This window comes from Rathayibacter sp. AY1C9 (genome assembly GCF_002932315.1).
GTDB lineage: Bacteria > Actinomycetota > Actinomycetes > Actinomycetales > Microbacteriaceae > Rathayibacter.
In genome coordinates, this window is record NZ_PSVZ01000007.1 from 54,534 (window position 1) to 76,254 (window position 21,721).

Here is a 21,721-nt window from a genome sequence, read left to right on the forward strand (position 1 = left end):
TCGCTCCCGCGACGACGAAAGGGCGTCCGCGCTCTCTGGGCTCATCCACGAGCCCGGCCACGAGCAATGCGCTGTGGCCCCTGAGGGAACTGCGGCCACTCCATCCGGTCGCCCCAACCTCACGAGAAAGGGAAGAGCGGGGATGACGGCGGATGACCTGCTCTCCCTCAACCCGTTCCGCTTCCCTTCGGACGAGATTCTGCGTGTCGGTGAAGTGCTGAAGTCCTCTGTCGCTGCGCGATGACCTCCCTGCGGGGCGCTCGCAGCCGCCTCTGTTGTTCCGGTTCTTGATCGATCCCGTGGAGTGCAGTGCATGATGTCCCGATGACCGTTGGAGAGCCCCCGCGACCGAGTGCAGCGACGCCCGTCGTTCTCGCCTTGGTCTTCGGCGGTCTCGCAGCCGTCATGGGAGCGGTTGCCTCCATCTACATGTGGGACCCGAGCGAGACGTGCCGGACCCGCGGCGGAGGCAGCCTGACCGGAGAGGGGTTCCTCTGGAACCCGCTGTGCTCGGACGGTTCGACCGTTCAGCCGACATGGATGACGTTGACGACTGCTGCGGCGTTGATCGCGGCTGTGACATGCGTCGTCCTCGCGGCCATCCGACGAGCTGAACGCGACGGACAGGAAACGGCGTCGTCCGACGTTCTGCACGACTTCTCGCGCCGGACCCTGCCGGAGGACAACCGGCTCCGCAAGCTGGGCGACGAATGGTGAGAGACGGCGGCTCCCAGGGGTTCTCTCGTCCCGCCGTCGCGATGCGGCGTGCGTCGGTCCACGAATCGGCGTTCAGGTGATCGCTCGACGATCCCCATACGGGACGCGCACAAGGCGCTCGGGTTCGCGAGACTGAAATGATGTCGGGGTTGCTGGTCATCGATCTCGTGTCGCGCGTGATCAGAGCCCGCTGCGGCCGAGCCGCGGCGCACGAGAGGTGACGCGCCCGACGTCGGGAATCAGCACGCCTCATGATTCACGGCGACGGAGAACAGGACATCAACCGGCCGATCTGCGGCGTCGGCTCAGTGCCCAGACGAGCGCGCCCGCGAGGAGCACCGCGCAGGTCAGCCCGGCGACGTGCAGGACGAGCGACGGCATTCCGTTCTCGGGGAGCAGGAAACCGTACGGCACCCACCCGTCGGTCGCTCCGCGGACGAGCACGACGACGACCCAGACGATCGGGTAGGGCAGGACCACCCACAGCCGGCGCCAGGAGAGCGGTCCGCGGTCGGCGACGACGATCCAGTCGAGGAGGACGAGCGCGGGGAGCACCACATGCAGGACGGCGCTGACCCAGGGCGGAGCCGTCCCGGTACCGGGTACGAGGGTGTTGTAGATCACGGCGACGACGATCGAGTAGGCCGTCGCCGCGCCGCGGACGTAGCTCAGCCACACCGGCGTCGGACGGCGGGCGAGCGCGACCGATCCGGCGACGATGAGCACCGCGCTCGCGAGCAGGCTGGTCTGGTTCGTGAAGTAGCCGAAGTAGTCGAACGGATTCGGGTCGCCGACCGCAATGCTCAGCGCGTAGGTGTGGAGGATCACCGCGACCGCGGCTGCACCGACCGCGATGCGCGCTACACCCACGAATGGGCGGGTCGGTGCCGGGGAACTCATCGGGTCAGCCTAGGAGCCGTCGGGCTTCCTGATGACCCGCAGCAGACACTCCTTTTCGGAACGGCGCTGAGTCGCTCAGGCCGAGAGGCGACCACCAGGAAAGTGGTGACGTCGCTCAGCCTGATCCGGTGGGGACGTTCTCGAAAGTGCGCAGCACGGTCGCGATCGCGGCATGCCTGATGGTCGTGACGGGGTGCACGGCGCAGCCTGCACCGTCGGCCCGCCTCTGGCGACGAACACGGACGACGGCTTCGCCACGTCACTGGCCGGCGACCTAGGCGTAGCGACGTTCACCGGGAGCGACGGGACCACCGGCGAGCGGGTAGAGGCGCTGCGAGCATCCGGCTCGTATGCGGTCGGTGACCGGTTGCGACCAGCCGAGGACGCCAGAACCGTGCGCGTGCGTGGAGGGGAACGCATCGTCGTCGACGGGCCGTCCATCGACGGTTCCGGGCAGGTGGCCGGTTTCGACATCGTCGAGGCTGATGATCTCGACGCGGCGATCGCGATTGCCTCCGAGCATCCGATGGCGCGTTTCGGGCTCGTCGAAGTGCAACCGGTGTGGCCCTTCTAGAGGGTGGGCTGACGGCGTCGGCGCCGGCGTCATCCGCGCGCCCTGCGACGCTCCGCGGGCCTTCCAGCAGAAGGCGCAGCAGCTGCGCCCCGACCTGAGCATCCTCGCCCCCGACATCCTGGAACGCCGTCTCCTCTTGCCAGACGTCGAGTAGTGGCCGCGGAAGTGTCCAGCCGCACGTGCGGCGCGGCGCTCCCCATGAACACGATGACCGGACACGAAGTGCCCGGTCTGGCGTGTCAGGCGAGGGTGAGGAAGAGCTTCTCGAGCTCTTCCACGGTGAGCTTGCGCGGAGAGGCGTCAGCCGCGACGTCGTCGGCGGAGTCCGCGTCATCGGTGATGAGGCACTGACGCATGGCGGTGGAGATGATCGCGAAGCCGGCCCGATCCAGAGCGCTGGAGACGGCGGAGAGCTGGGTGACGACGTCTCGGCAGTCACCGCCGCTCTCGACCGCGCTGATCACGGCGGTGAGCTGCCCCTGCGCGCGCTTGAGGCGGTTCGCGATCTTCCGGATGGCGTCCGTGTCGTGGAGTTGGCCAGCGGTGTCGGTCATGCTCATTCTTCCTGTTCGCGGCGCGGGAGGCGCGTCGAGTGCTGTGATGCTGCGGGTGAGCGTCAGCTTCCAGATCAGAGTACCCCTGGGGGTATCAGCGCGGAGACTGTGACGCGATTCTCGATCGCTTGTCCGTCTCATTGCCGGAGCGTCAGCGGGTGAGGAGTCCCGCGATGCTGACGGACGCGACGAACACGGCGACGACAAGGACGAGTACGGCGAACACGATCTTGACGGTTCTGTCCGGGAGGCGGGAAGCGTAGCGGGAGGCGATGAGGGATCCGGTGATCGCGGCGCCGCTGAACAGGAGGATGGCGGGCCAGTCGAGGGTGGCGCCAGGGAGGTGGGCGCTGAGACCTGCGACTGAGTTGATCACGATGATGACCAGCGAAGTGCCGACCGCGGTGCCGGCGGACAGGCCGAGAAGGAGGATGAGGGCGGGGGTGATGAGGAATCCCCCGCCGATGCCGAGCAGGCCCGTGAGGAATCCGACGACCAGGCCGACTCCGATCGCGCGGAGCGCGTAGAGGCGGACCCGGTGATCGTGTCCGGTGGGTGGGGCGGTGAGCATGCGGATGCCGGCAGCGACCATGAGGGCTGCGAAGAGCAGCATCAGCACGTCCGGATCGAGGACCTTGTTGATCTGGGAGCCGACCCACGCGGCAGGGATTCCTGCGGCGCCGACGAGGGCGGCGGTGCGCCAGTCGATCGCACGGCGCAGTCGAGGGATCACGGCGGAGAGCGCGGCAAGCCCGACCACGATCAGGGACGCGGGGACGGCCTCGTCGGTCGACAGTCCGACGCCGTAGACGAGGGCGGGGACGGCGATGATCGAGCCGCCGGCGCCGACCAGGCCGAGGACTGCTCCGATGAGGAGGCCGAGAGGGAGGGAGATGAGGCTCATGCGCTCTTCCGGATTGTCGGGTGGGTGAGGGCACTCTCCGCGAGGTCGGCGAGGGCCGCGGCGGCGAGGATGCCGGAGTGGCGGCGCACCACCTCGCCGCGGCGCAGGAGGAGGACTGTTGGGATGGACCGGATTCCGGCTGCTCGAGCGAGAAGCGGTTCGGCTTCGGTGTCCACGGTGGCGAAGAGGATTGCCGGGTAGTGCTCGGAGAGGCTCGCGAACACGGGTGCGAAGGCTCGGCAGGGTCCGCACCAGCTCGCCCGGTAGCTGATGAGGGCGACGTCGTGCGCTGTCGTGGCGGCGTCGAAGGTGTGCGTGGTGAGGGTGTGGACGGTCATCGATCCGAGGTCAGGTGATGGGGAGGCCGGCGAGGGTCCAGGCGTCCATCCCGCCGGCCATCGTGTCGGCGGTGAAGCCGGCGCCGGCGAGTGCGGCCTCTGCGGCGGCGCTGCGTCTTCCGCTGCGGCAGACGACGATGATCGGCTGAGTGGCCGAGAGCTCGGAGAGGCGCTGCCCCAGCTGCCCCATCGGCACGTGCAGTGCGCCGGGGATCATGCCGGTGGCGACCTCGTCGTTCTCGCGGACGTCGAGGATCTGGCTCGTCGGACGACGACGGTCGGCTTCGGTGACGGTGATCTCGTTCATCAGTTCTCCTTCAAGTAATGAGCGGGGTGATGCCTCACTGAGAGGGGTCAGCGGAGGGGTTCGCCGGCGGAGCGCCAGGCGGTGATCCCGCCGCGCAGGGAGTGGGTGCTGTAGCCGCGGTCGGCGAGAAGGCGAGCCGCGGATGCGGAGCGGACGCCGGACTGACACATGAGCACCACGGGACGGTCCTTCCGGATGCCTGCGCTCGTGCTCTGCAACGTGTCCAGAGGGACGTGCTTCGCTCCTGCGGCGTGGCCGGTGCGCCATTCCTGTGCGGTGCGCACGTCGACCAGGGTGGCGCCGAAGAGCACGAGCTCTTTCGCCTGCGCGACGGAGACAGTGCGGGACGAGCGGCGGAACAGGCGGTCGAGAAGACCCATCAGGCTGCGCTCCGGACCGGGATCTTGGTGATGGCGCCGGTGGCCGTCGGCTCGACGGCGGCCTTGTTCCACGGCAGTCGTCCGAGGACGGAGGCCATCGGGCAGCTGTTCACCGCGGCCGAGAACGTCAGGCCCGCGCCGATCGCGCCGGACAGCAGACGCAGCGGAGAGCCGATGACGCGTCCGCCGACAAGACCCAGGAGGACGAGGACGCCGGCGGCGAAGCGGACCTGGCGATCCATCGCCCATCGTTCAGCGCCTCGGACGACGTCGCCGCCGGCGGCGGCGTAGCCGGGCACTCCGTCGGCGAGGACGTAGGCGCCGGTGAGGCCGGTCGCGGCCAGGCGCTGTCGAGCCTGCTCCGCACGGACCCCGGACTGGCAGGCCAGCACGACGCGGCTTCCGAGGCGCTCGGCGAGCTGGTCGGTGTGCTCGGACAGCAGCGGCAGGGGCACGTTGAAGGAGCCGCGGATGTGCAGCGACTCGAACTCCGCTGCGGAGCGCACGTCGATGACGAGCAGGTCCTCGTGCTCGCTCACCCACTCCTGGAGAGTGCTCGAGTCGACGGTGAGAGGGGAAGAAGTGGTCGTCATGGTTGCCCTTTCGAGAGCGCGGAAACACCGAAGGCGGGCGTCGCCGATGGTGGGAAGCGAAGAGGTAGGCCGTGGCCGGCACGGGTGAGATGCCGGGCGGCGGGGCCCGGCAGCCCGGCGAGGGGACACTCGCGCTCGGGCCGGTGTCCGCCCGCCGCGCCCGAGTTCGGGCGCGTGAGTAGGACGCGCCAGGGTGGGGCGCGGCGGGCGGGACGCCGTGAGGAGGGTGTGTCAGGCGGTGGGTGCGTCGGCGTTCTGCTGGGCGCGGGAGTAGCCGAGGTAGCTGCCCTCGATCTCGATGACGGGGAACCCGGCGCGGCGCAGCGCCTGGCTGGCGATGATGTTGCGGGCGCCGCTCTGGCAGTAGCTGATGATCGTGCGGTCCTTCGGGAGCCGGTCGGTCTCCCACAGCACGCGTCCTGCGCCGATCCGGGTCGCTCCGGGGACGTGGCCGGCGGCGTACTCGCTCGCTTCGCGCACGTCGAGCACGAAGGCGTCCTCGATGTCCGCGACCTCGTCGGGGGCGATGGTGGCGGAGGGTCGCGTCTCGAGCCCGTCGAGGGTGGTGAGGTAGCCGGGGTAGGAGTCGATTCCGACGCGGATCAGGTGATCGCGCACGTGATCGGCCTGCTCCGGCCCGTCGACCAGGAGAAGAAGGGGGCGCTTCTCCTGCTCCGGGTCCACCGCCCAGGCACCCCACGCGGCGGTCTTCCCTGTCGCGGGGATCGCCAGGGCACCGGGTACCGAGCCGGCGCGCACGTCGGCCGGGGCGCGGGTGTCCACCAGGATCACCTCGTCGTCGCGGAGCAGCTCGGCGGCGTCCTCGGACGTCACCGCCGCCAGTTCGGACAGGGGTCCGAGCACGGCGGGGCCGTCGCGGTTCTCGCGCTTCATGCGGGCGAAGTAGGCGTGCGCGTCGGGCTGCCCGTCGAGCAGCTCGCGGACGAACCCGTCCCGGTCATCCGCCGCGAGGTAGGGACCCCACCAGGTGTAGAGGCGTTCGTAGCCGACGGTGGTCGACGCGATCGCTCCGAGCGCCTTGCCGCAGGCGCTACCCGAGCCGTGCGCGGGGTGGATCTGCACGTGATCGGGAAGGGTGAGCAGGACGCGCTTGAGGCTGTCGAAGAGGTCCTGCGCGCCCTGGAACCGCGTGTCCTGACCGCCCGCCGCTTCATCCAGCAGATCGGGGCGGCCGAGGTCGCCGACGAACACGAAGTCGCCGGAGAGCAGGTAGCCGGGATCCTGAGTCAGGGCGCCGTCGGTGACGAGGAACACGAGGTGCTCCGGAGTGTGGCCGGGGGTGTGCCGGGCCTGCAGGCGGAGGTTGCCGACGGGGATCACGTCACCGTCGTGCAGCCGGGTCGCGTCGAAGCCGTACTGCCAGTCGACGCCGCCCTCCCCCGAGACGAAGATCTCGGCGTCGGTGGCGCGGGCGAGCTCGCGCGTGCCGGAGAGGTAGTCGGCGTGGATGTGGGTCTCGGTCACCGCGACGATGCGCATGCCGTTGCGGGCGGCGGTGTCGAGGTAGACCTGGACATCCCGTCGCGGGTCCACGACCACCGCGTCTCCCGTGGCCTGGCAGCCGATGAGGTAGCTCGCCTGGGCGAGGTCGTCGTCGTAGAAGCGTTCGAGCAGCATCACTCCCCCTTTCAGTAGGAACTCATGACCAAATTATACCCCCGGGGGTATTTTGTCGAGCGTGCTCAGGTGGGGGCTGGCCCTTCGGGCGAGCGAGCGCCGTCCGGCTGGCAGCGGTGAGCCTGCCGGCACCGTCCGCATCTCCTCACCCACCGAGGTGTGCAGATCGCCGCTTCGACTGGAGCCCTGCGCCATCGATGAATCTGTCCGAGTGCGAATGACGGGGGTCCGTGTCACCATGACTGCATGGTTCCCACCCTCGAGGTACTGACGATTTCGAAGATCAGCGCTCGTCTCGCTGAACTTGAGGCACGCGCAGGGGCTTCGGTTGATGAGCTGCGCCAGCGCGCCGACCGGTACGAGCTGTCCCAGGAGGGACAGTCGATCCTGCGCAAGCTCGAGGACCTGACGTACCTGCGGGAGCATGCCGAGCGTTGACCCTGGCGGTCAGTCCGACGGGGACCTCGAAGAGAAGGTCTTCGACTTCATGCTCGAAATCATGGAGATGCTCGCGAAGATCATCCCCAACGGACTCGTCAACCTAGAGAGCAGCGTGGTTCGCATGCGCGGCGGCGGTGTCGCCGTCACTGTCGAGCCCACCGAGGAGCTCGGGCTTCGTCTGGACATCGAGGGCACCGAGACCTTCCGTCTCGTCGTCCAGTATCGGCTGGTCCTGAGTCCGGTGAGCCACCTCGTCTCTGTGGAACGCTCGACGTTCAAAGTGAACGTGCGCGGCTCGGCCCGGCCGCTCTTCACCGTCGACTACCTCCGAGACAGCGGCAGCGACGTCCCCTCGGCGCACTACAACGTGCATGCCGAGCGGCAGGACATGACGGACGCCCTCGCCGCCACAGGAGCTCGACGTCGCGGCAAGATCTACCAGAAGCGCGTAGCGAAAGGTGACCCGCCGCGATTCGGCGATGTTCACTTCCCGACTGGCGGCCATCGGTTCCGACCGTGCCTCGAGGACGTGCTGGAGATGATGATCATCGAGTTCGGTATCGACACCATCAGTGGCGCGGGCGCCGCCCTTCACGAGGGTCGCCTTCGGTGGCGCAAGCGTCAACTCGCCGCCGCGGTGTCCGACGATCCGATGACCGCCGTGGCAGAGCTGGAGCGGCTGGGGTTCACTGTCGTTCCGCGCGACAGCGCCGAAATACTCCCGCGTTTCGATCGGCTCACCGCACTCTGAGGCTCACCCCCTCACCGCAGGTACGCCGGCAGCGCTCCTCCGCCGAGCCTCACCGTCAAGCGCTCCCGGGCGCCGCGAGCTCGCCGGTGATGTATTGCGCTCGGCCGAAACCGAAGGACCAGTCGGCCGCGGTGTTCTCGATGAAGCCGATGACGAGGTCGGCGCCGTCGATGCCGATCGCGTCCAGCGCGGCGGCGAGGGCGGCGAAGAACGCCTGCTTCTCCTCGGTGCTGCGGCCGGTCTGGGTGAAGATCTGGATGATGACGATCTGCTCGGACCTCTCGATGCCGAGTCCGACGTCCAGGGCGGTGAGTCGGCCGGGCTTGTGCTCGGTGACGATCTGGAAGCGGTCACGCTCCGGGAGGCCGTAGACCTCGACGAGGGTGCGCATCAGCGCGTCACCGAGTGCGGTGATCTGCTGGTCGGAGCGGCCCTCGATCAGGTCGATGCGGATGAGTGGCATGGTGACTCCTTCAGTCCGGGGCGTGCTCGCACCGTAGCTCCCGGCCAGCGCTGGGCTCTGCCTCTCCCCTGCGTCTCTTCTCAGCCGGTGCAGCACCGACGGGATTGGGCAGGCTCTCCTGGCTAGCGCTCCCGCGGGGCGGGTGCTTGCATGGCCCTCATGTCGACCCCGTCCACGCCTCCGCCCTCCTCGCCCCGCGCGGAACCGCACGACAGCGCGATCTCAGGTCGGCTGAACTGGTTGCGAGCGGGCGTGCTGGGCGCGAACGACGGCATCGTCTCGGTCGCCGCTCTCGTCGTGGGTGTCGCCGGTGCGACGACCGCGACGGCACCGATCCTGACGGCGGGTGTCGCGGGTGTCGTCGGCGGTGCGATCTCGATGGCGCTGGGCGAGTACGTGTCGGTGAGTAGCCAGAGCGACAGTCAGCGTGCGCTGATCACAAAGGAGCGCGTCGAGCTGGCCGAGGATCCCGACGGGGAGCTCGAAGAACTCGCCTGGCTGTACCAGGCGCGCGGTCTAACCCCGGAGACAGCGCATCAGGTCGCCCGCGAGCTGACCGAGAACGACGCTCTGACCGCACATCTGGAAGCGGAACTGGGGTTGAACGAGGAAGCGGTCGCCAGCCCGCTCGCCGCCGCCGGCGCCTCGGCGCTGGCGTTCCTCCTGGGAGCCGTGCTGCCGCTGCTGGCGATCCTGCTCCCTCCGCCGGACTGGAGGGTTCCGGTGACCTTCGCCGTGGTGCTGATCGCCCTCGCCGCGACCGGATACATCAGCGCACGGGTCGGCGGCAGCCCGGCTCTGCGCCCGATGATCCGCATCGTCGTCGGCGGCGCGCTGGCCCTCGCCGCGACGTTCCTGATCGGGTCGCTGCTCGGCACGTCCGGCGCGATCTGATGTCCCGGATCCTCGTCGTCGAGGACGACCCGCAGATGGGCGCCCTCGTCGAGCGAGGACTGCGGGAGGACGGCTACGACGTGCAACTCGTCGACAACGGTGTCGATGCGCTGATCGCCTTCACGGCGGGAGATGTCGACGTCGCCGTCGTCGACGTCATGCTGCCGGGGATGACCGGGTTCGAGGTCTGCCGTCGGATGCGGGAGTCGGGCAGCACCGTCCCGGTCGTGCTGATCACGGCGCGGGACGCCGTCGAGGACCGGATCTTCGGGCTGGACTCGGGCGCCGACGACTACGTCACCAAGCCGTTCCACTTCGGCGAGCTGAGCGCCCGGATCCGCGCACAGATCCGGCGCCGAGCCAGCGGCCCGCAGCCAGTGGTCCAGATCGGAGCGCTGCGCCTGGATGCCCTGTCCGTGCGCGCGACGGTCCGAGAGCGTCCCTTCGCGCTGAGTGTCAAGGAGCTCACGCTGCTGCGCTTCTTCGCCGTGCATCTCGATGAGGTACTGACCCGGACGGAGATCCTCGCCGAAGTGTGGGGGTCTACGGAGACGTTCGAGCCGACCCTCGTGGATCAGTACGTCAGCTACCTCCGCAAGAAGCTCGCCCTCGCCGACACAGGCCTCCGGATCACGACCGTCCGCGGCGCCGGATACCGGCTGGAGCGCGCCGAGTGAGGCTGCTGCGCTCCCTGTCGATCCGCTCCCGGATCACCCTCGGCAGCCTCCTCGTCGCGCTGATCGGGGTCGGCGTGATCACCCTCGTGCTGCACGGGCAGTTCCGCAGCATCGTCGTCGCGTCCGAGGTGACCCTCGCCGAGGGCGACCTCGCCCCGTATCTCGCCGATCTGGGATCGGACCCGACCGAGACCCCCGACCCTCCGGCCGAGGGGATCCTGATCTTCGCGCGCGCTCCCGGCGGAGCGGTCCCCGTCGATACGATGCCGCACGACGTCCACGAGGTTCTGGAGCGCAGCACCGGCAGCGACGGCACCTCGACGGTGATGACCGACGAGGACGTCCGGTTCACGATCGTCTCCCGGACCCTGGACACGAGTGCGGGCACGTGGGAGCTGTGGGCGGCGCGCAGCGGCGCCGGCAGCGACCTGACCGTCTCGGCCCTGGACCGGACGCTGCTCGTCAGCGCCGCGGCCCTCGTGATCCTGTCCGCCCTCGCCGCATGGCTGCTCACCGGCGCCGCCCTGCGTCCGGTCGAGCGGATGCGCCGCACCGCCGCGTCGCTCGGCGACCGGCACGGCGGCGAGCTTCCCGTAGGCCCGGCGACTGATGAGCTGTCGGATCTGGCGGAGACGTTGAACGCGTTCATCGCCCGGACGCGGGACACCGCCGATCGGGAGCGGCAGATGGTGTCCGCGGCAAGCCACGAGATCCGCACGCCGCTGGCCGTCGTCATCACCCAGCTCGAACTCGCGCACCGGCACTTCGGCGACGCGGACGCCCTCGAAGAAGAGATCCGCGCCGCCGAGGGGTCCCTCGCCCGCCTGTCCCGCCTGGCGACGAACCTCCTGGAGCTCTCCCGGCTGGACGCCGACCCGCCCGTCACCGCGCGCGCGACGGCGAGCGAGCTGGAGACCGAGCTGATGGACTCCGTCGACCGGCTGAGGACGATCACCGGCGGCACCGGCCCCGACATCGAGCTCGACACCGCGATCGAGCGCGCCGACGCGCCCTACCCGCTCTCGGTGAGCGCGTTCTCGCGGATCCTCGACAATCTCGGCGCGAATGCGATCGCCGCAACACCTCCTGCCGGACGCATCACCCTCCTCCTCGAGCAGCACGATTCCACCCTCGAGCTGAGCGTCCGGGACACTGGGCACGGCATCCCGGAGGAGTTCGTGCCGCACGCGTTCGAGCGCTTCTCTCGACCCGACGAGGCGCGCACCAGCCGCGACGGCGGCAGCGGGCTCGGGCTCGCCCTCGTCGCAGCTCTCGTTGACACCGCGGACGGATCGGTCACCATCGAGAACTGTCGACCCGCCGGAGTGAGGGTGACGGTCGTGCTGCCCGAGCGGTGACATGTGAGACCTCGAACACGAATCGGACTCCGGCGGGGAATCGGCACGCATCCCTCATAGTCGACACCAAGACTCCCCCGCGACGGTAGGAGCGCGCCCCCGGAAACCCGAGGTCGGCGCATGCGACACCGACCGGAGGGCGCCGCCGTGAGCACCACGATCCGACCGACCAGCGCACCCGCACCCCACGCGCCGACCACGCTGCGGCGGTCGCAGGCCGACCGCGAGCGATCCCTGCGTCGGCGCCTGCGTTCCGCGGACGCGCTCGTCACCGCCGGCTGGGTCTCGGTCGCCCTCGCCATCGCGCTCTACCTCGCAGCCGGCGGGCCCGCGGAGGCCACCGATATCGCCGGAGCTCTCACGGCCGCAGGGATCGTCGCCGGCCTCGTCGGCACCGACCTGATCCTGATCATGCTCGTCCTCGCCGCCCGGATCCCCTGGATCGATCGCACCTTCGGCCAGGACACCGCGATGGCGCTGCACCGTCGCCTCGGCAAGCCCGCCCTGTCTCTGATCCTCGGGCACGGTGCCCTGCTCACCGTCGGCTACGCCCTCACCGACGGGCTGACGCTATGGAACGAGACACTCGCTCTGTACTCCGGCGCCGACATGCTCCTGGCGCTGCTCGGCAGCACCCTGCTGGTGCTCGTCGTCGTCACCTCCCTCGTCGCCGTGCGCCGCCGCTTCGCGTACGAGGCGTGGCACGCGATCCACCTCCTCAGCTACGCGGCGGTCCTCGTCGCCGTCCCCCACCAGCTCTCCGCCGGCCAGGTCCTCGCCGGGAGCACCCCGCAGCGCGTCTACTGGCTCGCCCTCTACGTCCTGGCGTTCGGAGCGATCGCCAGGTTCCGGTTCGCGGTGCCCGTACTCGCCACCCTGCGGCACCGGGTCCAGGTCGAGGCCGTCGAGACGATCGCCCCCGGCGTCTTCTCGCTCCACCTCTCCGGCCGCGACCTCTCCCGCCTCGGCGTGATCGGCGGGCAGTACGCGATCTGGCGGTTCTGGAGCCGCGGCACCTGGTGGCATGCGCACCCGATCTCCTTCTCCGCCGTCCCGACCGACACCCGCGCTCGGATCACCGTCCGCGCACTCGGAGCCGGGACCGACCGTCTCGCACGACTGCGCCCCGGGACCGCGGTCTCGATCGAGGGGCCCTACGGGATCTTCACCGACGTCGCCCGCACCGCCCCGCGGCTCGCGATCATCGCCGCCGGCATCGGCATCACCCCCGCCCGAGCGCTCCTCGAGCACGGCGGCCTCCGACCCGGCGAGGCCACCGTCCTGCTGCGCGCCACCGAGGACTCCCAGACCTACCTCTGGGACGAGACTCGGACCCTGGTCCGCAGCAGCCGCGGCGCGCTGTTCGGGATGATCGGCCGGCGGCCCGCAGGGCTGGCGACGTGGATGTCCGCCGAGTCCGTCGCCCGAGGTGTGACGATCACCTCGGCACTGCCGGGCCTGCTCGAATCCGACCTGTTCGTCTGCGGTCCGACCGCCTGGGCCGACCTCGTCGTCCGCGACGCGCGAGCGGCAGGCCTGCCCGACCGGCAGATCCACGTGGAGAGGTTCGACTGGTGAGAACACGAGCAGCAGTCGCCAGCGTCCTCGCCTCCCTCGCCGTCCTCGTCGGCGGCTGGCAGATGGGATCCGCCGGCGCCACCGGTTCCCCGCTCGCCACCGGGACGAGCGCCACCACGGCCACGGACCCGACATCCCCCGCGGTGACCACGCCGACCCCGGCCGGCGCCCCCGCCTCGACGACGCCCTCCGCCGGCGCGCCCACCGACCCGTCGGCCGGTACGAGCTCGACGGCCACTGCGAGCCCGTCCGCCTCGGCCGACGGCACGTGGACCGGCTCATCTGTTCCGACTCGCTTCGGCGCTGTGCAGGTCGCGATCACCGTCGCCGGCGGGCAGATCACCGACGTCACGGCCGTGCACCTCACGGACAAGGACGGCCGGTCCGTGTCGATCTCGCACCGGGCCGCGCCGATCCTGCGTCAAGAAGTCCTCGCCGCCCAGTCCGCGAACGTGCAGGCGGTCAGCGGAGCGACCTACACCAGCGACGGGTACCTCACCTCCCTGCAATCGGCGATCGACCAGGCCGGACTCTGACCGTGCACACGTTCACGACGATGGGCACCGTCGTCAGCCTGCGCGCCGCCGACGACACCCCGGTCGGCGACGTCGAAGCCGTCTTCGCCGACGCCGACGCCCGCTTCAGCCTGTACCGGCCGGAGTCGGAGGCGTCCCGGATCGCCCGCGGCGAGCTCGCGCTGACGGCCGCGTCCGAGCAGATGCGGACCGCCTACACCGAATCGCTGCACTGGCGAACGGCGACGGACGGCGCCTTCACCCCGCACCGGCCCGACGGGGTCATCGACCTCGCCGGAACCGTCAAAGCGACCACCATGGCGCACGCGGCCCGGCTGCTCGGCGACGGCGAATGGCTCCTCGATGTCGGGGGAGACGTCCTCACCTCGCCCGCCGACAGCTGGACGATCGGGATCGTGGATCCCGGCGACCGGCAGGCGCTGCTCTGCATCGTCCCCCTCGGCGACGGTCGCCGCGCGATCGCCACCTCCGGGACCGCCGAACGCGGAGAGCACGTCTGGCGCCGACCTGCCGAGCCCGGTGACGTCCCCTTCGTGCAGGTGTCCGTGATCGCCGAGGACATCGTCACCGCCGACGTCCTCGCGACCGCGATCCTCGCCGGCGGCGTCGGGACGCTCGACACCGTCACCGACCGCTTCGACGTCGACGTCCTCACCATCGACGCCGCCGGTGCCCTTCTCGTGACCGACCGGCTCCGCCGCCTGATCGCACCGGCGAGCCGGCACACGTCCTGACTCCGCTCGGTCGGCTCCCCGCATATCGGCGGTGAAGCGGGGAGTCGGCTCGGAGGACGGGCGAGTGATCGTTCGAGGGCTCACACGAACACGTCCAACGGCAGAGCGCGCAGGGCGGGGCGCGTTAGCGTCACGAGGACAGCCCCCCTCTCGACCGAAGGCGCCCCCGATGAACGACTGGCAGATCAACGGCCTCCCCCTCCACCCGCTCCTCGTGCACGCCGTCGTGGTTCTGCTCCCCCTCGCCGCACTGATGCTCATCCTCGGCAGCCTCTGGCCGGCCGCCCGCCGCAAGTTCGGGATCCTCACCCCGATCATCGCCCTCGCCGCGCTGATCGCCGTCCCGCTCACCACGCAGGCCGGTGAAGCGCTCGAACGACAGACGGAGCCGTCCGCGATCCTCGAGAAGCACACCGAGCTCGGCGACCACCTGCTCCCCTGGGCTGCCGGCCTGTTCCTCGTCGCCCTGGTCCAGTGGCTCTGGTTCCGCCGCACGCGACGAACCGAGGACCGACCCGCCACCACCCGCCGCCCCCTCGTCGGAATCGTGCTCGCCGTCGCAGCGATCGCCATCTCCGTCGGAGCGACCATCGACGTCGTCCGCATCGGCGACTCCGGCGCGCAAGCCGTCTGGTCCGACTCCACCTCGAGCACCAGCACCGATCAGGCACCCGCGCCCGACAGCGACGACGACTGACCCACCCGCTCTCGGGCACTGCCCTCTCCGGCTGACACCGCCCCCTCTTCGCAGGAGGATGGTGTGAGTGCCTCAGCACTCGACGCCATCTGCGAGGTCCTCGGCTGCCAGGTGGGCGACATCCTGACTCACGTGCCGGACGACGTCGGGAGCAGTACGGATCGGCTCGGTGACCGAACGGCCCGCTGACACGTCGCACCTCGGTGGTCGACTGGTCACCGCGGGCGTCGTCCAGCTGGTGGCCGTCGTCGCGCTCAATGTGCTGGGGCCGATCGTGCCCGTCTGAAGGATCTCCGGCCCGAGCGCTCAGGGTCCACTGCGGTCCCCGATCTGTCGCCTCTGCTCGGCTGGGCGATCGCCGCGGCGGTGTTCCTCGTCTGGGCCTGGTCGACGGCGTGGCCGGCCGGCCCGGAACGCACCCGCGACCTCGCCCGCCACGAGGACCGGTCCCGGAAGCTGGTCGACTCGCTCATCATCGCCGCCACCTTCTTCAGCCTCGTCCTCGTAGTCGTCGCACTCCTCCGCAGCCAGCAGAAGGACCCCGTCGGATCCGCGGCCGCGATCCTCGCGGTCGTCGGGGTCGTCGCGGCCTGGGCGCTCGTCAACACCGTCTACGCCTTCAAGTACGCGCGCATGTACTACCTCGACGACCGCCACCGCTTCGACTTCGACCAGGACGAGGAACCGTCCTACAGCGACTTCGCCTACACCGCGTTCTCGATCGGGATGGCCTACAGCGCGAGCAGCATCACCCAGTCCTCCACCCCCTCACGCCGCGTAGCCCTGGCCCACGCCCTGCTGTCCTACTTCTTCGGCACCTTCGTCGTCGCCGTCGCCATCAACCTGATCACCGGCCTCACCCAGGGAGGGTGAGGAGTGCCGCACATCCTCAGGCAGGCGTGTCGGAGCTCGATACTGAGGTCATGGCATCACCGCTCGTCTCCGACGTCGCTCACTCCGGTCTCACCGTGGCCGACCTCGACGACGCGCTGGTGCTGTGGTGCTCCGGTCTCGGGTTCGTGCTCGAGCGCACCTTCACGCTCGACGTGGAGGTCACGGCGGCGACCACCGGCGTCCGTGGAGCCGTGATCCGCGCAGCGACGGTGACCCTCGGCCCCCACCGTGTGGAGCTGCTGCAGTACGACCCGCCCCGACAGCTCGAGTCCGCCGGCTCGCCCGCACAGGTCGGCACGGTGCACATCGCGCTCACGGTCTCGGACCTCGATCGTGTCCTCGAGCTCTGCTCTGGACACGGTTGGAGACCGGTCGGGACACCTCACCGGATGACCGCTGGCGCCCGAGCCGGCACGCGCATCATCTACCTCGAAGGTGCCCTCGGCGGATTCCTCGAACTGATCGCGCCCCCGCAGCTCCCGTAGGCCGCGTCGGCCGATCGCGTCGAGGGCCCGATCTCTCAGCCCGCCAACCTCGCCATCCACTCCTCCACCGCGTCGGGCGTGCGCGGCATCGCCGCCGAGAGCAGGATCGACGACGTCTCCGTGACCACGAGGTCGTCCTCGATCCGGATGCCCAAGCCCCGCAGCTCGGCGGGGACCGTCAGGTCGCCGGGTTGGAAGTAGAGGCCCGGTTCCACGGTGAGCGTGTGGCCGGCCGCGAGCACTCCGCCGAGGTACGTCTCGTGCGGAGCGTGGTTGCAGTCGTGCACGTCCATCCCGAGCATGTGCCCGGCGCGGGAGATGCTCCACCGGCGGTGGTACGACGCGGACGGGGCCATGGCCTCGTCGACCGAGCAGCGGATCAGGCCGAGGTCGATCAGCCCCTCGGTGAGGGATCGCCCGCACGCGTCCTGGTAGTCCTGGAAGCGCACTCCCGCGCGCAGGGAGTCGATGCCGGCCTGCTGCGCGCGCAGGACGATCGAGTACACGTCCCGCTGCAGCGGAGTGAACTCGCCGCTGACCGGGAAGGTCCGCGTGATGTCGGCGGCGTAGAGCGAGGGCAGCTCGACGCCCATGTCCATCAGGACGAGATCGCCGCCAGCGAGGGGCCCGGTGTTCCGGGTGTAGTGCAGGGTCGTGGCGTGCGCTCCCGAGGCGACGACCGATCCGTAGGCCGGCCCCTGCCCCTCGACCAGGGCGCGGCGGGCGAAGGTGCCCTCGAGGTAGCGCTCGCCGCGGGGCATCGCGCGGGCGACCTGCCACGCCGCGAGGCAGTCGTCGAAGCCCCGCGCCGTGCCGTCGACGGCGAGCTGCAGCCGTCCGATCTCCCAGTCGTTCTTGATCAGGCGCAGCTCGTCGAGCGTCGACTTGAGCACGAGGTGCGGTCCGAGCTCCGGCCCGCAGATGCTCCGCACCAGCTCGTCGACGCTCTCGTCGAGGGTGGGCAGGACCCGGATGCGCCGGGCCCGCCGCGCGGCCCGCTCCACGTCGCGGGTGAAGTCGGCCAGCGGCCGGGTCTCGATGCCCAATGCTGCCTGCGTCTCGGCGAGCGACGGCCGCGGCCCGACCCAGAGGTCGCCGAGCGCGTCGTTCTGCCAGAACTCGTCGCCGTCGCGGCCGGAGGGAGCACGCAGGTACAGGATCGAGCCGGCCTCCCCTCCCGTCGTGTCGACGACGAGCACGCTCTCGGCGACTCCGTTGCCCGTCAGCCACACGTGGTCGGTGCCCGGGCGGAAGCGGTGGTCGCTGTCGTTCGAGCGCACCCGCGGCAGGCCGGCGGGGATGATCAGCAGCTCGGCGGGCAGCGCCTGCGCCAGTCGCGACCGGCGCTCCGCGGTGTAGGCGAGCACCGGCTCGTCGGGGTCGATCACCGGCTCCGGATCGGCCCAGCCGGCGGTCATGAACGCGCCGTCCCCGGGGAGCGGGCTGCGGTTCACGGCCCTCGGCATGCTCCAGAGTGCGGACTCCTCTGCCCGGGCCTCCTCCACAGCGCTCACGCGCCCGCCCGCTCCAGCGCGTCGGGCAGCTCCTCGAGCCAGGCCGCCCGGTCGGAGTCGAGCGGAGCCAGCGGCAGCCGCCCCAGGCCGTCCGGCAGCGGGATTGCCGCGAGCAGCGCCCGGGTGTACGGATGCAGCGGGCTCTGCCACACCGTCTCGGTCTCCCCCGACTCCACGACCCGGCCGCGGTACATCACGAGCACCCGGTCGGCGATGCGCCGGACCACCGAGAGGTCGTGCGAGATGAACAGCATGCCCGCGCCGGCCTCGACGCTGAGCGAGCGCATCAGCGCGGCGACGCTCGTCTGGGTCGAGGCGTCGAGGGCCGAGATCGGCTCGTCGGCCACGAGCATCCGCGGCCTCGCCGCCAGTGCCCGCGCGATGGCGATGCGCTGCTTCTGCCCGCCGGAGAACTCGTGCGGGAACCGGCTCGCCATCGCCGGATCCAGCCCGACGCGGCGCAGCCAGTCGGCCGGGTCCGAGCCCTCGGCGCCCCGGGCGAGAGCCGCCCGGACGCCGTCGCCGATCTGCTCGCCGATGCGGCGACGGGGGTTCAGCGAGGAGTTCGGGTCCTGGAAGACCATCTGCACGCCGGTCATCGCCGGACTGCGCCGACGGAGTCCGAGCGCGGGCACGTCGACGCCGTTCAGGCGAACATCGCCGCCGCGGCGCTTCTCGATGCCGACCACCGCGCGCGCGAGGCTCGACTTGCCGCAGCCGCTCTCGCCGACCAGCGCCACGACCTCGCCCGCCGCCACCCGGAAGCCGACCCCGTCGACGGCACGCAGCGGCGGTCGCCGCCCGTACTCGACCACGATGCCATCGGCCTCGAGAACCACTCCCGCGCTCATCGCGCACCCCTCTCGACGTCGCCTGCCGTGGCCGCGCCCGGATCGTCCGCGGCGGCGGCCCTCTCGTGCCCCTCGACGAGCTCGGCGACCAGCTCCTCCGGGCTCTCCTCGAAGCTCGAGCCGGGCAGAGCCGCGAGCAGCGCCCGCGTGTACTCGTCCTCGGGCGCGGTGAACAGACTCTCCCGCGGAGCCGACTCCACGACGAGCCCCTGGCGCATCACCGTCACCTCGTCGGCCACGGCGCTCATCACGCCGAGATCGTGGGTGACGAGCAGGATGCTCAGCCCGCCGTCGTCGACCAGCTCCCGCAGCAGCTGCAGCACTCCGGCCTGCACGGTCACGTCGAGCGCGGTCGTCGGCTCGTCGGCCAGCAGCACCGAGGGCTCGCACGCGAGCGCCACCGCGATCGCGATGCGCTGCCGCTGACCCCCGGAGAACTGGTGGGGGTAGCGCCCGAGGGAGGCCCGGGCGTCCGGGACCCGCACCCGCTCGAGCAGGGCCTCGGCCCTGGACCGCGCGGCCTCCTTGCCGAGACCGAGGTGGTGGCGCAGGTGGTCGGTGAGCTGGCGGCCCACGGTGAGCTGCGGGTGCAGGCTCGTCGACGGGTCCTGGAAGACCATGGCGACCCGGCGTCCGCGCACCGTGCCGAGCACCTGCCGGGACGCGCCGACGAGCTCCGTCGTGCCGTCGCCGGTGTCGTCGGCGAGGCGGATGCTCCCGCTGGCCGTCATCGCTCCGGGCAGCAGTCCGAGCACCGCCAGGGCGGTCATGGTCTTGCCCGAGCCCGACTCGCCGGCGAGACCGTGGATTCCGCCGCGGCGCAACGCCAGATCGATGCCGTCCACGATGGCGTGGCTGCGGGTGCGGATGCGCAGCCCGCTGATGGTCAGTGCGTCGCTCACAGCGTGGCGCCTCCTCCGCGGATCGTCTGCGACCGCGGGTCCAGGGCGTCGCGCAGGGCGTCGCCGACGAAGTTGAACGCGATGACGACGGTGAGGATGGCCAGGCCCGGGAAGACGCCGATCCACCACGCGTCGAAATTCTGGATGGCGTCCGACACCATCGAGCCCCACTCGGCGGTCGGCGGCTTCGCGCCGAGCCCGAGGAACGACAGGCCCGACAGCAGGAGGATGGCCGTGCCGATGTCGAGGCTCGCCAGGACGAGCACCGGGCCGACGATGTTGGGCGCGATGTCGCGGACGAGGGAGCGCAGCGGCGAGAAGCCGAGCAGCTGTCCGGACACGACGTAGTTCGACGAGCGGAGGCCGAGCACGAGACCGCGGGTCAGCCGGGCGTAGGACGGCCACGACACGATCAGCGCCGCGAGCACCGCGTTCAGGAGCGACGCTCCGAGCGCGGCCGCGATCACCATCGCCAGGATGACCGTGGGGAACGCCATCACGAGGTCGGTGATGCGCATCGCGACCTCGTCGACCGCACGGCCGAGGAATCCGGCGACGGATCCGACGATCGCGCCGATCAGCACCGACATCACGACGAGCAGCAGGGCGAGCGGGATCGTGACCCGGGCACCCCAGATCACGCGCGAGAACACGTCCCGGCCGAGCGCGTCGGTCCCCATCAGCGTGCCCTCGCCGGGTGCCTGGAGGAGGGGCAGGTCCTGCGCGAGCGGATCGTGCGGGGCGATGACGGGGGCGAGCACGGCGATGAGGATCCAGAGCACGCCGACGGCGGCGCCGAGGAGTCCGAGCGGCGCCGACCAGCGGCCCAGGCGCAGGCGGGGGCGGGGGCGGCGAAGGCCGGGGGCGGCGACCGGGTCGAGCACTCCGGCACCGACGCCGTCGCGCGGACCGGCAGGAGCGCCGTCGCGCGGGTCGGACCGGGTGGTTCGCGGATCCGTCACGAGGCCAGCCTCACTCTCGGGTCGAGCACGCCGTACAGCAGGTCGACGATCAGGTTCACGAGCAGGTACATCACGCCGATGAGCAGGCCGACGCCCATGATGCCGCGCAGGTCGAGGTGCGACGCGGCCTGGTAGGCGTAGGAGCCGATCCCGGGCCAGCCGAACACCGCCTCGACGAGCACGGTGCCGCTGAGCAGGCTGCCGAAGGCGAGGCCCACGACGGTGAGGATCGGGATGCTCGCCCCGCGCAGCACGTAGGAGAAGGTGACCGCGCGGTTCGGCAGCCCCTTCGCGCGGGCGGCCCGCACGTAGTCCTGGTCGAGGATCTCGAGCACCGCGGTGCGCACGAACCGGGTCAGCAGGCCCACCGTGTAGAGCGTCAGGACGAGGACGGGGAGGAAGAGGTGCGACGCCGCGTCGAGAAAGGTGTCGAGCTGGCCGGCGAGCAGGGCGTCGACCGTGTAGAGGCCCGTCACCGTCGGCGGCGTGGTGAAGTCGCTGCTCAGCCGGCCGGAACCCGGCGCGATCCGCAGCTGGAAGTAGAGGACGTAGTAGAGGACCAGCGCGAGCCAGAAGGTCGGCACGCTGAGGCCGGCCAGCGACACGACGCGCAGAACCTGGTCGGAGGCCCTGCCGCGCCGGTAGGCGGCGACGGTGCCGAACAGCACGCCGACGATCACGCTGAGCACGATGGCGCCGAAGGCGATCTCGAGGGTGGCCGGCAGCGCCTTCGCCAGGTCGGCGACCACCGGGTTGTGCGTGGTGGTGGAGACGCCGAGGTCGCCGTGCAGCAGGTTGCCGAGATAGGTGAAGTACTGCACGACGAGCGGCTGGTCGAGACCGTACTGGGCGCGGAACTGCGCGACGATCTCCGGATCCTCCGCAGCGCGCTGGCCGAGGGCGGCCGCCACGGGGTCGCCCGGCACGAGGTTGGTCAGGATGAAGGTGACGAGGGTCACGCCCACCACCAGCAGCAGCGAGGTGAGCACGCGGCGGAGCGCGTAGCGGAGGAACGGGTGGGCCGCCCGGCCCCCGCGCTGACGCGGGGTCCGGGCGGCCGTCGTGGTGGTGGACACGGG

28 protein-coding genes are annotated in these 21,721 nt (G+C 70.7%); 14 read left to right on the top strand and 14 right to left on the bottom strand.

Annotated elements, in window-relative coordinates:
* Window positions 1-324: 324 nt before the first annotated feature.
* Window positions 325-717, top strand: a complete 393-nt coding sequence (locus C5D09_RS07150) for a hypothetical protein (protein ID WP_104268940.1) — start codon at window positions 325-327, stop codon at window positions 715-717.
* 279 nt (window positions 718-996) lie between these two features.
* Here C5D09_RS07150 and C5D09_RS07155 read toward each other — a convergent pair whose 3' ends face one another.
* On the bottom strand, window positions 997-1,617 hold the full coding sequence (locus C5D09_RS07155; protein ID WP_104268941.1) for a Pr6Pr family membrane protein: 621 nt from the start codon (window positions 1,615-1,617) through the stop codon (window positions 997-999).
* A 172-nt stretch (window positions 1,618-1,789) separates the two neighbouring features.
* Here C5D09_RS07155 and C5D09_RS07160 point away from each other — a divergent pair, with 172 nt between their 5' ends.
* Window positions 1,790-2,191, top strand: a complete 402-nt coding sequence (locus tag C5D09_RS07160) for a YciI family protein (protein WP_104268942.1) — start codon at window positions 1,790-1,792, stop codon at window positions 2,189-2,191.
* A 239-nt stretch (window positions 2,192-2,430) separates the two neighbouring features.
* Here C5D09_RS07160 and C5D09_RS07165 read toward each other — a convergent pair whose 3' ends face one another.
* From C5D09_RS07165 to C5D09_RS07195, 7 genes are all read right to left on the bottom strand, one after another.
* Window positions 2,431-2,745, bottom strand: coding sequence for a metal-sensitive transcriptional regulator (locus tag C5D09_RS07165; RefSeq protein WP_104268943.1), 315 nt, complete (start codon window positions 2,743-2,745; stop codon window positions 2,431-2,433).
* Between the two features lie 151 nt (window positions 2,746-2,896).
* Window positions 2,897-3,649 carry a sulfite exporter TauE/SafE family protein gene (locus C5D09_RS07170; RefSeq protein ID WP_104268944.1) on the bottom strand — a complete coding sequence of 251 codons (753 nt, stop codon included), beginning with the start codon at window positions 3,647-3,649 and terminating at the stop codon, window positions 2,897-2,899.
* On the bottom strand, window positions 3,646-3,987 hold the full coding sequence (locus C5D09_RS07175; protein WP_104268945.1) for a co-chaperone YbbN: 342 nt from the start codon (window positions 3,985-3,987) through the stop codon (window positions 3,646-3,648). The genes C5D09_RS07170 and C5D09_RS07175 overlap by 4 nt, the downstream gene beginning before the upstream one ends.
* A gap of 10 nt (window positions 3,988-3,997) precedes the next feature.
* Window positions 3,998-4,294, bottom strand: a complete 297-nt coding sequence (locus tag C5D09_RS07180; protein ID WP_104268946.1) for a rhodanese-like domain-containing protein — start codon at window positions 4,292-4,294, stop codon at window positions 3,998-4,000.
* Window positions 4,295-4,341: 47 nt separating this feature from the next.
* Window positions 4,342-4,674, bottom strand: coding sequence for a rhodanese-like domain-containing protein (locus C5D09_RS07185; RefSeq protein ID WP_104268947.1), 333 nt, complete (start codon window positions 4,672-4,674; stop codon window positions 4,342-4,344).
* Complete coding sequence (locus C5D09_RS07190; protein WP_104268948.1) at window positions 4,674-5,267, bottom strand: rhodanese-like domain-containing protein; 594 nt, start codon at window positions 5,265-5,267, stop codon at window positions 4,674-4,676. Before C5D09_RS07190 ends, C5D09_RS07185 begins: the two co-directional genes overlap by 1 nt.
* A gap of 231 nt (window positions 5,268-5,498) precedes the next feature.
* Complete coding sequence (locus C5D09_RS07195; protein ID WP_104268949.1) at window positions 5,499-6,905, bottom strand: rhodanese-like domain-containing protein; 1,407 nt, start codon at window positions 6,903-6,905, stop codon at window positions 5,499-5,501.
* Between the two features lie 246 nt (window positions 6,906-7,151).
* On the opposite strand from C5D09_RS07195, the gene C5D09_RS07200 reads away from it, so the two are divergent.
* Together C5D09_RS07200 and C5D09_RS07205 are read left to right on the top strand one after the other, a co-directional pair.
* Window positions 7,152-7,343: a hypothetical protein gene (locus C5D09_RS07200; RefSeq protein WP_104268950.1), complete on the top strand. Its 192-nt coding sequence runs from the start codon at window positions 7,152-7,154 to the stop codon at window positions 7,341-7,343.
* Window positions 7,330-8,097: a hypothetical protein gene (locus C5D09_RS07205; protein ID WP_104268951.1), complete on the top strand. Its 768-nt coding sequence runs from the start codon at window positions 7,330-7,332 to the stop codon at window positions 8,095-8,097. The genes C5D09_RS07200 and C5D09_RS07205 overlap by 14 nt, the downstream gene beginning before the upstream one ends.
* A 55-nt stretch (window positions 8,098-8,152) precedes the next feature.
* On the opposite strand, the gene C5D09_RS07210 is transcribed toward C5D09_RS07205, so the two are convergent.
* Window positions 8,153-8,560, bottom strand: a complete 408-nt coding sequence (locus tag C5D09_RS07210) for a tautomerase family protein (protein ID WP_104268952.1) — start codon at window positions 8,558-8,560, stop codon at window positions 8,153-8,155.
* Window positions 8,561-8,719: 159 nt separating this feature from the next.
* On the opposite strand from C5D09_RS07210, the gene C5D09_RS07215 reads away from it, so the two are divergent.
* The 10 genes from C5D09_RS07215 (at window position 8,720) to C5D09_RS07260 (ending at window position 16,413) form a co-directional block, all read left to right on the top strand.
* The gene (locus tag C5D09_RS07215; protein WP_258063306.1) at window positions 8,720-9,454 is read left to right on the top strand and encodes a VIT1/CCC1 transporter family protein; all 735 of its coding nucleotides are present in this window, start codon (window positions 8,720-8,722) and stop codon (window positions 9,452-9,454) included.
* Window positions 9,454-10,131 (top strand): response regulator transcription factor, encoded by a 678-nt coding sequence (locus C5D09_RS07220; RefSeq protein ID WP_104226516.1) that lies wholly within the window; start codon window positions 9,454-9,456, stop codon window positions 10,129-10,131. Before C5D09_RS07215 ends, C5D09_RS07220 begins: the two co-directional genes overlap by 1 nt.
* Window positions 10,128-11,489 carry a cell wall metabolism sensor histidine kinase WalK gene (locus tag C5D09_RS07225; protein ID WP_104268954.1) on the top strand — a complete coding sequence of 454 codons (1,362 nt, stop codon included), beginning with the start codon at window positions 10,128-10,130 and terminating at the stop codon, window positions 11,487-11,489. Before C5D09_RS07220 ends, C5D09_RS07225 begins: the two co-directional genes overlap by 4 nt.
* A 147-nt stretch (window positions 11,490-11,636) precedes the next feature.
* Entirely contained in the window at window positions 11,637-13,067 is a 1,431-nt protein-coding gene (locus C5D09_RS07230) for a ferric reductase-like transmembrane domain-containing protein (RefSeq protein WP_219813055.1), read from the top strand.
* Window positions 13,064-13,603, top strand: a complete 540-nt coding sequence (locus C5D09_RS07235; protein WP_258066938.1) for an FMN-binding protein — start codon at window positions 13,064-13,066, stop codon at window positions 13,601-13,603. The genes C5D09_RS07230 and C5D09_RS07235 overlap by 4 nt, the downstream gene beginning before the upstream one ends.
* 2 nt (window positions 13,604-13,605) lie before the next feature.
* Window positions 13,606-14,337, top strand: coding sequence for an FAD:protein FMN transferase (locus C5D09_RS07240; RefSeq protein ID WP_258059425.1), 732 nt, complete (start codon window positions 13,606-13,608; stop codon window positions 14,335-14,337).
* A gap of 169 nt (window positions 14,338-14,506) precedes the next feature.
* Window positions 14,507-15,034: a DUF2231 domain-containing protein gene (locus C5D09_RS07245; RefSeq protein ID WP_104268956.1), complete on the top strand. Its 528-nt coding sequence runs from the start codon at window positions 14,507-14,509 to the stop codon at window positions 15,032-15,034.
* 63 nt (window positions 15,035-15,097) lie between these two features.
* Window positions 15,098-15,223, top strand: a complete 126-nt coding sequence (locus C5D09_RS17985; protein ID WP_181135014.1) for a helix-turn-helix transcriptional regulator — start codon at window positions 15,098-15,100, stop codon at window positions 15,221-15,223.
* Window positions 15,224-15,373: 150 nt separating this feature from the next.
* Window positions 15,374-15,907, top strand: coding sequence for a DUF1345 domain-containing protein (locus tag C5D09_RS07255; protein WP_258066940.1), 534 nt, complete (start codon window positions 15,374-15,376; stop codon window positions 15,905-15,907).
* A gap of 50 nt (window positions 15,908-15,957) precedes the next feature.
* A complete protein-coding gene (locus C5D09_RS07260) occupies window positions 15,958-16,413 on the top strand; it encodes a VOC family protein (protein ID WP_104309656.1) in 456 nt (151 codons plus the stop codon).
* 35 nt (window positions 16,414-16,448) lie between these two features.
* Here C5D09_RS07260 and C5D09_RS07265 read toward each other — a convergent pair whose 3' ends face one another.
* Genes C5D09_RS07265 through C5D09_RS07285 form a run of 5 tightly spaced genes read right to left on the bottom strand, consistent with a single transcriptional unit; the run spans window position 16,449 to window position 21,718 of the window.
* Window positions 16,449-17,867, bottom strand: a complete 1,419-nt coding sequence (locus C5D09_RS07265; RefSeq protein ID WP_219813056.1) for an aminopeptidase P family protein — start codon at window positions 17,865-17,867, stop codon at window positions 16,449-16,451.
* A gap of 56 nt (window positions 17,868-17,923) precedes the next feature.
* A complete protein-coding gene (locus C5D09_RS07270; protein ID WP_104268960.1) occupies window positions 17,924-18,778 on the bottom strand; it encodes an ATP-binding cassette domain-containing protein in 855 nt (284 codons plus the stop codon).
* On the bottom strand, window positions 18,775-19,680 hold the full coding sequence (locus tag C5D09_RS07275) for an ABC transporter ATP-binding protein (protein WP_104268961.1): 906 nt from the start codon (window positions 19,678-19,680) through the stop codon (window positions 18,775-18,777). The genes C5D09_RS07270 and C5D09_RS07275 overlap by 4 nt, the downstream gene beginning before the upstream one ends.
* Entirely contained in the window at window positions 19,677-20,642 is a 966-nt protein-coding gene (locus C5D09_RS07280; RefSeq protein ID WP_258062238.1) for an ABC transporter permease, read from the bottom strand. The genes C5D09_RS07275 and C5D09_RS07280 overlap by 4 nt, the downstream gene beginning before the upstream one ends.
* Window positions 20,639-21,718, bottom strand: coding sequence for an ABC transporter permease (locus C5D09_RS07285; RefSeq protein WP_104268962.1), 1,080 nt, complete (start codon window positions 21,716-21,718; stop codon window positions 20,639-20,641). Before C5D09_RS07285 ends, C5D09_RS07280 begins: the two co-directional genes overlap by 4 nt.
* Window positions 21,719-21,721: the final 3 nt, after the last annotated feature.

Bases quoted from the DNA above. Each gene is read 5' to 3' on its own strand.
- C5D09_RS07190 (WP_104268948.1), bottom strand. From the start codon at position 5,267: ATGACGACCACTTCTTCCCCTCTCACCGTCGACTCGAGCACTCTCCAG.
- C5D09_RS07205 (WP_104268951.1), top strand. From the start codon at position 7,330: ATGCCGAGCGTTGACCCTGGCGGTCAGTCCGACGGGGACCTCGAAGAG.
- C5D09_RS07165 (WP_104268943.1), bottom strand. From the start codon at position 2,745: ATGACCGACACCGCTGGCCAACTCCACGACACGGACGCCATCCGGAAG.
- C5D09_RS07170 (WP_104268944.1), bottom strand. From the start codon at position 3,649: ATGAGCCTCATCTCCCTCCCTCTCGGCCTCCTCATCGGAGCAGTCCTC.
- C5D09_RS07245 (WP_104268956.1), top strand. From the start codon at position 14,507: ATGAACGACTGGCAGATCAACGGCCTCCCCCTCCACCCGCTCCTCGTG.
- C5D09_RS07270 (WP_104268960.1), bottom strand. From the start codon at position 18,778: ATGAGCGCGGGAGTGGTTCTCGAGGCCGATGGCATCGTGGTCGAGTAC.
- C5D09_RS07185 (WP_104268947.1), bottom strand. From the start codon at position 4,674: ATGGGTCTTCTCGACCGCCTGTTCCGCCGCTCGTCCCGCACTGTCTCC.
- C5D09_RS07220 (WP_104226516.1), top strand. From the start codon at position 9,454: ATGTCCCGGATCCTCGTCGTCGAGGACGACCCGCAGATGGGCGCCCTC.
- C5D09_RS07260 (WP_104309656.1), top strand. From the start codon at position 15,958: ATGGCATCACCGCTCGTCTCCGACGTCGCTCACTCCGGTCTCACCGTG.
- C5D09_RS07210 (WP_104268952.1), bottom strand. From the start codon at position 8,560: ATGCCACTCATCCGCATCGACCTGATCGAGGGCCGCTCCGACCAGCAG.
- C5D09_RS07150 (WP_104268940.1), top strand. From the start codon at position 325: ATGACCGTTGGAGAGCCCCCGCGACCGAGTGCAGCGACGCCCGTCGTT.
- C5D09_RS07180 (WP_104268946.1), bottom strand. From the start codon at position 4,294: ATGAACGAGATCACCGTCACCGAAGCCGACCGTCGTCGTCCGACGAGC.
- C5D09_RS07175 (WP_104268945.1), bottom strand. From the start codon at position 3,987: ATGACCGTCCACACCCTCACCACGCACACCTTCGACGCCGCCACGACA.
- C5D09_RS07215 (WP_258063306.1), top strand. From the start codon at position 8,720: ATGTCGACCCCGTCCACGCCTCCGCCCTCCTCGCCCCGCGCGGAACCG.
- C5D09_RS07160 (WP_104268942.1), top strand. From the start codon at position 1,790: ATGCCTGATGGTCGTGACGGGGTGCACGGCGCAGCCTGCACCGTCGGC.
- C5D09_RS07195 (WP_104268949.1), bottom strand. From the start codon at position 6,905: ATGCTGCTCGAACGCTTCTACGACGACGACCTCGCCCAGGCGAGCTAC.
- C5D09_RS07155 (WP_104268941.1), bottom strand. From the start codon at position 1,617: ATGAGTTCCCCGGCACCGACCCGCCCATTCGTGGGTGTAGCGCGCATC.
- C5D09_RS07200 (WP_104268950.1), top strand. From the start codon at position 7,152: ATGGTTCCCACCCTCGAGGTACTGACGATTTCGAAGATCAGCGCTCGT.